11 protein-coding genes are annotated in these 12337 nt (G+C 36.6%); 5 read left to right on the forward strand and 6 right to left on the reverse strand.

The features are described from left to right. Nucleotides 1-257 precede the first annotated feature (257 nt). From ACG94X_RS00250 to uvrA, 4 genes are all read right to left on the reverse strand, one after another. The gene (locus ACG94X_RS00250) at nt 258-1088 is read right to left on the reverse strand and encodes a toxin-antitoxin system YwqK family antitoxin (protein ID WP_419381742.1); all 831 of its coding nucleotides are present in this window, start codon (nt 1086-1088) and stop codon (nt 258-260) included. A 22-nt stretch (nt 1089-1110) separates the two neighbouring features. Then, complete coding sequence (locus tag ACG94X_RS00255) at nt 1111-1575, reverse strand: hypothetical protein (RefSeq protein ID WP_419381743.1); 465 nt, start codon at nt 1573-1575, stop codon at nt 1111-1113. Nucleotides 1576-1757: 182 nt separating this feature from the next. After that, nucleotides 1758-1925, reverse strand: coding sequence for an AbiJ-NTD4 domain-containing protein (locus ACG94X_RS00260; protein WP_419381744.1), 168 nt, complete (start codon nt 1923-1925; stop codon nt 1758-1760). A gap of 106 nt (nt 1926-2031) precedes the next feature. Beyond that, nucleotides 2032-4863: an excinuclease ABC subunit UvrA gene (uvrA, locus tag ACG94X_RS00265; RefSeq protein ID WP_419381745.1), complete on the reverse strand. Its 2832-nt coding sequence runs from the start codon at nt 4861-4863 to the stop codon at nt 2032-2034. A gap of 263 nt (nt 4864-5126) precedes the next feature. Here uvrA and ACG94X_RS00270 point away from each other — a divergent pair, with 263 nt between their 5' ends. The 3 genes from ACG94X_RS00270 (at nt 5127) to ACG94X_RS00280 (ending at nt 7312) form a co-directional block, all read left to right on the forward strand. Further along, nucleotides 5127-5858, forward strand: a complete 732-nt coding sequence (locus ACG94X_RS00270) for a hypothetical protein (protein WP_419381746.1) — start codon at nt 5127-5129, stop codon at nt 5856-5858. A 222-nt stretch (nt 5859-6080) separates the two neighbouring features. Beyond that, nucleotides 6081-6836, forward strand: a complete 756-nt coding sequence (locus ACG94X_RS00275) for a hypothetical protein (protein WP_419381747.1) — start codon at nt 6081-6083, stop codon at nt 6834-6836. 134 nt (nt 6837-6970) lie between these two features. After that, nucleotides 6971-7312, forward strand: a complete 342-nt coding sequence (locus ACG94X_RS00280) for a GlpM family protein (RefSeq protein WP_419381748.1) — start codon at nt 6971-6973, stop codon at nt 7310-7312. 149 nt (nt 7313-7461) lie between these two features. On the opposite strand, the gene ACG94X_RS00285 is transcribed toward ACG94X_RS00280, so the two are convergent. After that, the gene (locus ACG94X_RS00285; protein ID WP_419381749.1) at nt 7462-8091 is read right to left on the reverse strand and encodes an LOG family protein; all 630 of its coding nucleotides are present in this window, start codon (nt 8089-8091) and stop codon (nt 7462-7464) included. 361 nt (nt 8092-8452) lie between these two features. Here ACG94X_RS00285 and ACG94X_RS00290 point away from each other — a divergent pair, with 361 nt between their 5' ends. Then, on the forward strand, nt 8453-10039 hold the full coding sequence (locus ACG94X_RS00290; protein WP_419381750.1) for a TerC family protein: 1587 nt from the start codon (nt 8453-8455) through the stop codon (nt 10037-10039). Between the two features lie 330 nt (nt 10040-10369). Here the strand turns inward: ACG94X_RS00290 and ACG94X_RS00295 are convergent, their stop codons facing one another. After that, nucleotides 10370-11542 carry a hypothetical protein gene (locus ACG94X_RS00295; protein ID WP_419381751.1) on the reverse strand — a complete coding sequence of 391 codons (1173 nt, stop codon included), beginning with the start codon at nt 11540-11542 and terminating at the stop codon, nt 10370-10372. Nucleotides 11543-11827: 285 nt separating this feature from the next. On the opposite strand from ACG94X_RS00295, the gene ACG94X_RS00300 reads away from it, so the two are divergent. Further along, nucleotides 11828-12307, forward strand: a complete 480-nt coding sequence (locus ACG94X_RS00300) for a YchJ family protein (protein ID WP_419381752.1) — start codon at nt 11828-11830, stop codon at nt 12305-12307. Nucleotides 12308-12337: the final 30 nt, after the last annotated feature.

Consider the following 12337-nt stretch of genomic DNA (forward strand, 5'->3'; position numbering starts at 1 on the left):
TAAAAGTTAGGTGTATTGAATATTGCCAATCTAATCCGATTGTAAGTTTTGGTGGAGATGAGTTTTTAATCTTGATTGAACATGCTCGGTAAGATTGGCTTATTCAAATTGCTGAAAGTATTTGCGAGTATCGATGTAGTGACTGGAGCAGAAAACTATTAAGCCTTTATTCAGGCAGATAAGTTTTTGTTTAAGGTAAAAGTACAGGGTAAAAATAAAGTGGTAGTGTGATTTCGCTACCACCATTTATGCGTAGGTTATTCTTCGTCACCGTAATTGTTGATACATTTTTTTAATGTCAATTCTTTACCGTTTTCACTCCAACACTGACCTGAGATAATTTTCCCTGCTTGATAATTTAAGATTGCTTCTGGTGTGCCATCGTTAAACCAAATTTTGTACTCGCCTTGGCGTAAACCATTGCGATATTGTCCTTGGCGTTCTAATTTTTGGTTTTGAAACCACTGTTTGAGTTCACCAATCATCACGCCATTTTCAAAGCGGACATAGGTCCACGGTTCACCATTTTCATACCAGCGTTGTTTCATTCCATTTACTTGCTCACTCTTATATTTCATGGAAAGGGCGAGTTGACCATTGGGATGCCACATTTTGTAATCTCCAGTAGTTGAGCCATCTAGTACATAGGATTCTTGTTCTTTTAGACCATTGGCGAACCAAAACTCAAGTTTTCCTTGATATGTACCGTCGGTATATTCAATACGACTACGCTTTTTGCCATTAGGATAAAAGCTTTCAAATATGCCTGAACCGACAATATTATCTGGAAAATGGATTTTATTTTCGCATTCATTTGGCTTTGTCGAAGGTTTTTGTGTGGTGATAAATGGTGATGTCAGTGGCTTATTGTCTGCATAGGTATATTGAACTGTCCACGTTTTAGCTGTTTCGGCAGGTTGGATTATTGCGATACATTTTGGGTGTTCTTTCCATGGGTCATCGCTTCCATCTGACGATGAAGTAAAAATCAGCATGTTTTCGTTGATATAGCCGTCGGCGAGGGCGTTTAAACTCATTAGAGAAAATGGAATTAATATTAGAAATTTAAATTTTTTAGTTTTACTCATTTTTTCCTCTTACCTAATGAAATTAAATTTTAGTTTTTTCAATTAAATAATTAATGAAATTGGTACATGCAACGAGCATAAATTTTGCATCGATATTACTGAGGTTTGATTCTTCAAGCATTGTATGACGAATACCATCGCCATTAGAAGTATAACCGTACAGTTGGCTTAAAGTTCCTTTAAGTGCAGAATGTAACCCAAATTTATCTTCAATTATTTTTAAAGCTTTTCCTAAAGTTGCTTTTTCATCATCTGTGACTATTTTACAAATAGATTCAACAGCGCTAATCGATTCTTTAATTGAATTTCGATAGTCAGAATTTTGACGATCTGACATCAATTTTAAAGCTTGATTTAGATGTTGTTGTACACCTGAATATTGATTTGCATTTTCTAAGGCATCTTCGATGGATTGGATCTCTTGTTCGGAAGTAATAGGGGTAACTTCATTATTGATTATTCGATATACGCTATTTTCTTTTTCCAAACAATTATTTAATTCTTTAATGAAGAACTCTTATTTTTCTTTAATTCTTTTGGATAGTTTTCTAATGTTTCTTGAATGAAGCTATAAATCTCATGCCACTTGCAGTTAAAAAAGAACTTCTGACTGTGCATAATACTTTTTCAAATTGAATGGGAATCGTATCGATGGGTTGTTTGAAAAAATTAAACCAATAAGCAATTATGAGTGTTTTTAAATTTGATGTATTTATATTTCCATGAGATTGATACGATGAATAAACTCCAAATTCCATTACGTAAGTTTTCATCCATACTTTCTTTTTGAATAATTTCTCTTATAGGCTTATATCCATATCTTTCTGAAAATCGCATTATTCCCCCTAAAAGTTGAGAATTTTTTAACTTTTAATCCTCCCTAACCCTCCTTTTTCAAAGGAGGGAATTCCCCTCTTTATAAAAGAGGGGCTAGGGGAGATTCTTATTTTAACAGTGGCTTTAAAAACTTCGCTGTATGTGAAACTTTAGACTTCGCCACTTCTTCAGGAGTACCTTCCGCAATAATCATACCGCCACCTGCACCACCTTCAGGGCCCAAATCAATTACCCAGTCAGCAGTTTTAATCACGTCTAAATTGTGTTCAATCACCACAATGGTATTCCCCTTATTACGCAGCTCATGAAGAATATCCAAAAGCTTAGCAATATCGTGGAAATGCAAACCTGTAGTCGGTTCATCAAGGATATATATGGTTTTGCCTGTATCACGCTTTGCCAATTCACGTGCTAATTTCACACGTTGTGCTTCACCGCCTGAAAGCGTTGTTGCAGACTGACCCAAACGGATATAACCCAAACCTACCTGATTCAATGTTTCTAAACGGCGGTGAATGACAGGAATCGCCTCAAAGAAATGCATAGCGTCTTCAACAGTCATACCCAAAACATCGGAAATATTTTTGCCTTTATAGCCAACTTCCAAGGTTTCACGGTTATAACGATCACCATGGCAATTATCACAAGGCACATACATATCAGGCAAGAAATGCATTGCTACCTTGATCATGCCGTCACCTTCACAGGCTTCACAGCGACCACCTTTCACGTTAAACGAAAAACGACCTGCGGCATAACCACGTGCTTTGGCTTCAGGCGTCTGTGCAAATAACTCACGAATTGGGGTAAATAAACCTGTATATGTTGCAGGGTTAGAACGTGGGGTACGTCCAATCGGACTTTGGTCAATATCGACAACTTTATCTAAGAATTGTAAACCATCAATCGAGTCGAATTTTTCTGCGGTTAAAGTCGTTGCACCATTCAATTGTGTTGCAGCAAGCGGTAGTAAAGTACGGTTAATCAGTGTTGATTTACCTGAACCCGAAACACCTGTCACGCAGGTCATGATACCTAACGGAATGATGAGATCAACATTTTGCAGGTTATGACCAGATGCACCCATGAGCTTGATTTGTTCTTCAGGCTTTGGTGGTTGAATACGTTTTTTTGGTACTTCAATTTTTAATTTTCCTGATAGGTATTGACCTGTCAGTGAATTTGGATTTGCCAAAATTTCTTCATAAGTTCCTTCCGCAATAATATGACCACCATGGACACCAGCACCCGGGCCAATATCAATGATATGGTCAGCAGCACGAATGGCATCTTCATCATGCTCAACGACGAGTACGGTATTACCTAAGTCACGTAAACGTACCAAGGTTTCAAGCAAACGATCATTATCACGTTGATGTAGTCCGATAGATGGTTCATCCAAAACGTACATCACGCCCATTAAGCCTGCACCAATTTGTGAAGCTAGACGAATACGCTGTGCTTCACCGCCAGACAATGTTTCCGCAGAACGAGATAGACTTAGATAATTTAGACCCACAGAAACAAGGAAGTGCAAACGCTCACGGATTTCTTTAAAAATCTTATCGGCAATTTCGCCTTTCGCACCTTCAAGCTGTAAATCTTGATAATAGCTTTCGGCATCGCCAATCGACATTTTGGTAATCTGAGCGATAGTTTTGTCTAAGATTTTGACATTACGCGAAATTTCATTCAGGCGTGAACCATCACAGGCATCGCAGGCAGCATTAGATAAATATTGCGCTAAATCATCACGCACATAATTACTTTCAGTTTCACGGTAACGACGTTCTAAATGCGGCAGAATACCTTCAAATGGTTGTACACGGCTGTGTTTACGACCACGTTCATCGACATAACTTAAATCGATCTTATCTTTGCCTGTGCCGTAGAGGAATTTCTTTTTGGTATCTGCATCCAACTCATTCCACGGTGTATCTAAAGAAAATTCGAAATGTGCAGCGACTTTCTCAATCATGGAATAATAATAAGGACGTTGTCTGTCCCAACCACGAATTGCACCCTGACTGATCGAAACATCCTGACTTGGAATAAGTTTATCTGCACTGAAATGACTGCGTGTTCCCAAACCATCACAAACAGGACATGCACCAAATGGATTGTTGAATGAGAATAGGCGAGGTTCAAGTTCACCAACAGCACGTTCACATTCAGGACAAGAATGTTTTGCCGAGAATGTACGGTCGCTGTGTTCGCCATTCATCCACGATAACGTTGCAATATCACTGCCTAAACGTAAAGCAGTTTCAAAGCTTTCTGCAATACGGTTGCCTAAGTCATCACGGACTTTGAAACGGTCAACAACCACTTCAATGGTATGCTTTTTCTTTTTATCCAGTTCAGGTGGCGTATCGATATCAATGACTTCACCATCCACACGGGCACGAACAAAACCCTGACTCTGTAATTGTTCAAATAGGTTGGTGTACTCGCCTTTACGGTCACGGACGACAGGTGCGAGCAACATGAGAGCCGTACCTTCCTCCAGTCCTTTTACGGCATCGACCATTTCTGAAACAGTCTGTGCAACCATTGGTAAATCATGTTCTGGACAATATGGCGTACCGACACGAGCATATAAAAGACGTAAATAGTCGTAAATTTCAGTAATCGTTCCCACAGTTGAGCGTGGGTTATGACTTGTTGATTTCTGCTCGATGGCAATCGCAGGGCTTAAACCTTCAATCGAATCGACTTCAGGTTTTTCCATTTGCGATAAAAATTGACGTGCGTATGCAGAGAGTGATTCGACATAACGACGCTGACCTTCGGCATACAGGGTATCAAATGCAAGGGAAGATTTACCTGAACCTGAAAGCCCCGTAATCACCACAAACTTGTCGCGTGGAATATCAAGGGACACATTTTTTAGGTTATGGGTACGTGCACCTCGAATACGGATGTGACTTTGGCTCATAAAACATCTCGGAATTGTGCAAATTGAAGGTTATATATGATAGCGATTTAATTTTGTTCAAGCTGTAAAAAATAGTTTTTAAACGACAAATTGTGTCATCTAACTGACCATTTAAATATGTGACGGCTTTGGTAAAGTTAACATAAAATATTATTATTCACATACTTATTGGCATATTAACCAATTTTCACAGTCTAATTTTTATATGTTACGGAAATACTTATAATTTATTCAAAATAAAATGGTTTAGAGCAGAGTCAGTCATGTTAAAGCAAATATTATTTTTGGGAATGGCTTTGGTTTTTAGTCTTCATGCCTTTGCACTCGAAACCAAAATTGTGACATTCGAACAATTTTTAAAATTAGATACAGAACATGCAGGACAAATGGAGTTTGAGGGTGTTTCGCCCAGCACTCAAGCATGGACTGCGATTTATGTTGTTGGCAAGCAGATTATTCCAAATCGTACAGCACAAATGAATTTAGTGGTTTTGCCAGAAGGTTTAATTAATAAAGCCAATCCCACGGAAAAAGTAACCCAAACTTTATTAATCGCTGATGATTTACCGTTACGCAAAAAGTTTTCACTGAAAGAATTTGATGACATTGCCGATAAAATTGAAGACCAGACGGATTTTAAAATTGAAGATCCTATTGTTTATGATAGTGATGTGATTCGTACCTATGCTCAAGTATTAGATTGGGTACCTGACTATGGTGTAACAACGATGAAGCTGAGCGTAGGTGTACCCATACAAGAAGGTTTCGAACCTTTGGCAATTTATGTGATTGTTGGAGAAGGTGATAAGCCACAACAGATTACAGATTTAATGAAACAAAACAGCAATCTGAGTGCCGAAGAAAAACAACAACAATTTCGTGATGTATCAAATCGCCCAGAATCTACACTGGCAAGAATGGAAGCAAAATTTCTTATTTTTTTTGTGATTGCAGGGGCGCTGATGTTTATTTATTGGAGGAAATGGCATCGTTAAAATCTACATTCATAATAGGATTTTTTCCTAAATATTTTAAGCTAAATTATTGTGAATGTATTGCAAACTAAATGATCAAGGTTATATAACACGATGATTTTATTCTTCAAATAAACGACCGTTTGTCTAGAAAATAAAATTGTCAGACAAAATTTTTGTGAGCGATTTGAGTTTAGCGATATTATATTTGTGAAGTTTGTCACATTTTTATTGGTTCTGATTATGGATATACAGAAAGTTATTTTGGTTCTTTGTTGCGCATTTTGTCAGTATGCTTTTGCGCAAGAAGCATCCGATATTCTATTTGACCAAAATATCAATTTAAAACCAAATCAAGAATACGCTCTAGAATTAGAAAATGTACAAGCAGGTGATCAAATTTGGACGGCTGTGTATTTGGTTGCTCAGCAAAATTATCCAGGACGAACTTCGAAATTGGATTTTGTCATTCAAAACCAAGGATTGTTAAATAAAGCGAAACCTAGTGAGCATACAGTCACGACATCGTTGGTTGCGGAAGATTTATCTCAAACTCATTATTTTTCATTTAACCAATTCAAAGCATTAAAACAATGGATTGAAAGTGAAACAGATCAAAAAATTGAAGATCCTATTGTAGAAGAAACAGATACTATTCGTATTTATAGCCAAGTGAATGATTGGATTCCTGAATACAACAGTTATGAGCCAACAAAAGTAAAAATTGCTTATCAAAATCCAATCGACTTTAATATTGTTGCGGCTTATGTCGTGGTGGGTAAAGGTGAAAAACCTGCACAGCTCAGTGAATTAAATTTTAAAGACATACAATCTGCTACGTATACTCAGTCTATATCGGCTACGCGTATTGCATCATCACAACAACTCGATTTTAATTCTAATTACATGAATGTTAAGTTAATTTTTCTATTCGGTGCGACGCTATTATTTGCTTTTTTTGCATTTGTTTATCGTCATAAGTTACGCCATAGATTTTAAATAGTCATAGAAATTTGTTGTGCATCATTTTTGATATTTTCAATTTCTGTTTTAAAAACATCTCATATTTTATAAATGAATCAATCTTGGCGTAAACTCTGCACATGATTGTGTTGTATATAGAGTAAGTATCAATGTTATCTTTATTTTTAAAATGTATTTTAGGCGCTGCTGTTGTTTTATTGATCTCTATTCTTTCGAAAAGTAAGGCATTTTATATTGCAGGTTTAGTGCCTTTATTTCCTACATTTGCATTGATCGCGCATGTGATTGTTACGCAGCAACGGGGTGCAGAAGCATTAAAACAAACGGCACTGTTTGGTCTATGGTCTTTGATTCCTTATTTTATTTATTTGCTGATGGTATATGTGTTGGCAACTAAATTACCGATGTGGTCGTGTTTAGGTGTGGCAACACTGTGCTGGATTATTGCAGCAGCAGGCTTGATCTATGGTTGGCAAATATTCCAAAACTAATGAATTTAGAAATTTTAAGAAGTTGTTATATTAAAAATAATTTTAGATAAGAAAAACTACCTCCTTTGAACAATAAGGAGGTGAAAATTTTAGAATTATTAACAAAGCAGTATCACTTCAGAAAAAGTTCATCCATCGCTTCAGTAGGATTAAACGACAAACTGCTTAGGTGTTTCTAAATTTTTAATTGCATTGTAAATTTCTTCTGCATGATGGCAGACAATCAGCTTGGCACGGTGTTGTGGGGGAATAAAACCTTCTGCAACGGCATGGTCTAATTGTGCAATCATGTGGTCATAGAAACCATTCACGTTATAAAGCATCATTGGTTTTTGGTGCTGATTCAATTGACCCCAAGTGGCAATTTCTAGAATCTCTTCAAACGTACCAAATCCACCGGGTAAAGCAACAAAGGCACTGGCACGTTCTGCCATTATCGCTTTGCGCTCATGCATATTTTTGACAATATGTAATTCAGTTAAATCGTTATTGGCAATTTCATAATCCAACATGAATTCAGGGATAACCCCAACCACTTCACCACCATGTTCAATCACGGTATCTGCAACTTGACCCATCAAGCCAATACTTGCACCACCATAGACAATACCAAAGCCATATTCTGCAATGCCTTGCGCCAACTCAATAGCAGTTTGCCTATAAATTGGATTATTTCCAAAACGAGAGCCGCAATACAAAGCAATTAAATGTTGATTGGTTTTAATTTCAGGGTTAAGCATTTCAGTTTCATTGGTCATAGATTTAAGTGCGCTATTCATAATTTATTTTTCACCTTAACTTAGCATGTTCTGTCTTTTAGCTCTACTTTAGGTCACAAATATGACAACGATATTGGAAAAAGTGAACTGTTTTAAATTTTTTGTAATGTGACTGTAAAGAACAGTAAGTATTGCGCCATGCTAAAAATTAAGATGAATTTTTTGGCGATTTTACCTATACTAGATACACGTTTATCAACAAATGAATCATCATGGGTAGTGGTTGTAGTCGCTCCGAAAATGCACAATCTTTAGACAAAACAAAACTTCAAAATAAACTAAAGTTCCTTCTTCAGTTCTCAAATAAACAGCGCTCATATGCTGAACATCGCTATTGCACATCTTCAATGGAGCAAGATCAATGATACTTGAATGGATGTCAGATCCGTCTGCGTGGGTTGGTCTCGCAACATTAGTGGTTCTTGAAATTGTTTTAGGTATCGATAACCTTGTTTTTATTGCCATTCTTGCGGAAAAATTACCGCCAGAACAGCGTAATAAAGCGCGCATTATTGGGTTGTTACTCGCACTTTGTATGCGTATGGTACTGCTTGTATCTATCGCATGGGTGATTACGCTTACTCAGCCTTTGTTCCATTTTTTAGATCACTCATTTTCAGGGCGAGATCTGATCTTATTGTTTGGTGGGGTATTCCTTTTATTTAAAGGAACAATGGAATTACGTGAGCAATTAGAAAGTAAAGGATCGATTAAAGAAGAAAATCCAGTACATGCTGCTTTTTGGATGGTGATCGTTCAAATTGTTGTGTTAGATGCTGTTTTCTCTCTCGATAGTGTGATTACTGCTGTTGGTATGGTGAAACAGCTTTCGGTAATGATCATTGCCGTAGTGATTGCAGTTGGAATCATGTTGTGGGCTTCAAAACCACTCATGGCATTTGTGAATAAACACCCAACTATTGTGATTTTGTGTTTATGTTTCCTCATGATGATTGGTTTTTCATTGATTGTCGAAGGCTTTGGTTATCACATTCCAAAAGGCTATTTGTATGCAGCCATTGGTTTCTCGGTCATGATTGAATTCTTGAATCAAACCATGCGTAAAAACCAAGAAAAAACAGTCACGACGACAGATTTACGCTTTCGCACAGCTTCGGCAGTCATGCGAATGCTGGGTGGAAAAAGCTTAAGTACAGCCGATCATCAACATCATAAATCTGAAAATGTACTTGCGACGCAAGCGTTGGCAGATGAAATGTTTGACCCTGAAAATGGTGTGTATCACAGTGTGATGGTACAGGGGGTTTTAGGCTTAGCTGAGCGTCCAGTAAAATCCGTTATGACACCACGTCCAGAGTTGGAATGGATTGATTTAGATGATGATTCTATCTCAATTAAACAACATTTGATGTCGATGACACATTCACGTTTAATCGTGGCACATGGTGAGTTAGACAATATTGCAGGTGTGGTGCTCACGCATAAAGTGTTGAATGATTATATCGAAACAGGTGTACTCGATTTTGAAAAGCATTTACGTGAACCTGTGATTGTGCATGAAAATGCGCAAGTGTTAATGGTGATGGAACAGCTGCGTCAAGCGCCCTTACAGCTTGCGATTGTCCTAAATGAATATGGTTCAATTGAAGGAATTGCAACTCCAATTGATATATTGGAAGCGATTGCAGGGGAGTTTCCTGATGAAGATGAACTTGAGACAGCAGCAGAAAGTCTAGCCGATGGTTCGTTAATGCTTGACGGTTCTACTGATATTCGTCATGTGTCATTGTTATTAGGTCGTGATCTGGTTGATGAATCTGAACAGTATTCAACATTATCAGGTTATATCTTGTCTCATTTGGGTCGTTTACCACAAAATGGCGAAAAGCTTCAAGCTGATGGATATCGTTTTGAAGTGGTCACAATGGATGGTCATAAGATTGATAAAGTGCATATAGTGGCACTTGAACCATCTGAAGATGAGTAAGTGATTTTTTGAATAAAAAGAGCTGGTCGAAAGACTGGCTTTTTTATTGAGTAGTTTGTTTACTGTACCTAATGAAAATTGTGGAACAATGATAAAATACTAGACGTGGAACGTGAAGAATCCGAAAAAAAGCCAAAACTGTTGAGGCTGGGCTTTTATGTTGTTTGTAAGATTTTGATTTATAACAAAATAAATTATTTATTTCGCATAAGGTGTATTATGTTAATTTTAGAAAATCTTAATTTATTCCTTAATGTGACAGAACTGCGTCAAATCATGTCGGGCTGTTTAATATCAAAAAGGGAGCTAAAAGCTCCCTTTTTGATTAGTTTACGTAGTAGGTGTAGGTTCAGGCAGAGGTTCACATTTTATTGTAAATGAAGTTAGAGGATTTAGAGGAGTACCTGCAACGGTCATTGTAGGAGTAACAGTAATACAGGTTTTGTCTTTAGTTGGATCGGTTTTAGTTGAGTCAAATTCAACTTTAAGGAATCTTCCAGCAATAGGTGCTCCTGAATAAATAATATCAACACCTCCTAATGAACCATGTTTTCCAATTCTCTGATGTAAGTGACCTACAAATATTGCTCGGATATTCTTTTGATACTGTTTAATGAGGTCTTCAAGTTCTTTTTTCTGATCGCCATTTTCATTAAAATAATACTGAATATCATGTAAATTTAAAACAACATATTTATTATTATTATGAGCATCTTCTAACTGTTTTCCTAACCATACCATTGAGTTCTTGGCTTGCATAGTCCACGAAGATGCGCCTTTATTCCAACCTCTTTTAAATGTCACGGTATAATGAGGGTAGTTTTGTAATTGTATAAATCTAAAATCTCCTATTTCCCATGAGTAAGCAAGGCTTCCGTTAACATTTCGATTACCTGTGGTTTGCCAAGGGTTTTTGTTGAATGCGTATATATCGCATGATATAAGTAATTTATTACAAACAGGTGTTTTCCCTTTATCTAATCCTTTATATCCTAATATCCAATCAGCCATTATATGCATCATACCACCAGCACAATTATTTCGACCTTGAGTACCTTTGGCGCCACAGTCATTAACATTATTTTGGTAATCATGATTACCTAGCCCAGGATAAATAAGTAAATCATCTTTTTTCGGATTATGTATGGTGTAATTATTATGAAAAAACTCTCTTTCGTAGTCATGACCAAAAGATGTTAGATCACCATTAATAATAAGTCCTTTAAATGGTGTAGAGGCATTATCTCTTAAATTTTTAATCGCTTTAATAGCTTTTTCATTACTATCTTTTTCTTGATTTATTTTTTGTCCTTGAACACTGTAACAATAATCAGATAACGTGTTTATATCTACATCCTTTGGATATATAGACTGTTCAGCAGAACAAGACCATTTATATTGTGGATCTCCCATAACGGCGAGTGTGAACTTTTCAGCATGTATCACTTGTGTAGATAAATAAAGTGGTGATAAGGCTAATGATGCCAGAAAAAACTTTTTCATTTTATTTCCTTAAATTCCGTGTGGAGGAAATATAAAATTATCAATATGAATGGTGGATATATATACCTGAAATTGGTGATTTTTAATTCATTTTTTCTTTTATATTCAGTGATATGTGTTGCTTTTAGTGATGGTTTTTGAGGTTCTTTTCTAAAGTAGGTGGATTAATGTAAACTGTAAAATACTTTATAAATTTTGCTTTTTAAATGCTAAAAATAATTTTAGAGTGTGATGAAAGTGATTCATTAAGTTTTTATACTTTAGTATTTCTAATATGGTTTTTCTATGTACAATCTTCCTTGCCCCTGCGGTTCACCACTCTATAGCGAATGCTGCCAGCCTTTACATCTAGGTCAGAAAAAAGCAGAAAGTGCAGAACAACTGATGCGTTCACGTTACAGCGCATTTGCAAAAGAAGAGATTGATTACATTGTTGAAACCACGGCAATTGGACAACAGCAAAGCTTAGATATCAAAGCGATTGCAGATTGGAGCAAAGCTAATCAGTGGCTCAAACTGGAAATCGTGCAAGCGCAAGAAAAACTTGATAAAAATCATGCTCAAGTTGAATTTAAAGCACACTATGCAGATGCGAAAGACAATTCGCAAAAAGAGCAAATTCACCATGAAGTTTCGCATTTTGTAAAACATGATGGTGCTTGGTATTTTCTCGATCCAACAACAGATCAGCAGCTTACGATGAAACAGCCCTGTATTTGCGGATCAGGCAAAAAATTTAAGCAATGTTGCGCACAATATCTCTAGCTTTTCATGCAATTTAACTTAAAATAGCGT

The sequence above is a fragment of the Acinetobacter psychrotolerans genome (assembly GCF_048552595.1).
Taxonomy (GTDB): domain Bacteria; phylum Pseudomonadota; class Gammaproteobacteria; order Pseudomonadales; family Moraxellaceae; genus Acinetobacter.

What these genes read in the sequence shown, in the direction of transcription:
- ACG94X_RS00250 (WP_419381742.1), bottom strand. Translation starts at nt 1,088, where the DNA reads ATGAGTAAAACTAAAAAATTTAAATTTCTAATATTAATTCCATTTTCT.
- ACG94X_RS00260 (WP_419381744.1), bottom strand. Translation starts at nt 1,925, where the DNA reads ATGCGATTTTCAGAAAGATATGGATATAAGCCTATAAGAGAAATTATT.
- uvrA (WP_419381745.1), bottom strand. Translation starts at nt 4,863, where the DNA reads ATGAGCCAAAGTCACATCCGTATTCGAGGTGCACGTACCCATAACCTA.
- ACG94X_RS00270 (WP_419381746.1), top strand. Translation starts at nt 5,127, where the DNA reads ATGTTAAAGCAAATATTATTTTTGGGAATGGCTTTGGTTTTTAGTCTT.
- ACG94X_RS00275 (WP_419381747.1), top strand. Translation starts at nt 6,081, where the DNA reads ATGGATATACAGAAAGTTATTTTGGTTCTTTGTTGCGCATTTTGTCAG.
- ACG94X_RS00280 (WP_419381748.1), top strand. Translation starts at nt 6,971, where the DNA reads ATGTTATCTTTATTTTTAAAATGTATTTTAGGCGCTGCTGTTGTTTTA.
- ACG94X_RS00285 (WP_419381749.1), bottom strand. Translation starts at nt 8,091, where the DNA reads ATGAATAGCGCACTTAAATCTATGACCAATGAAACTGAAATGCTTAAC.
- ACG94X_RS00290 (WP_419381750.1), top strand. Translation starts at nt 8,453, where the DNA reads ATGATACTTGAATGGATGTCAGATCCGTCTGCGTGGGTTGGTCTCGCA.
- ACG94X_RS00295 (WP_419381751.1), bottom strand. Translation starts at nt 11,542, where the DNA reads ATGAAAAAGTTTTTTCTGGCATCATTAGCCTTATCACCACTTTATTTA.
- ACG94X_RS00300 (WP_419381752.1), top strand. Translation starts at nt 11,828, where the DNA reads ATGTACAATCTTCCTTGCCCCTGCGGTTCACCACTCTATAGCGAATGC.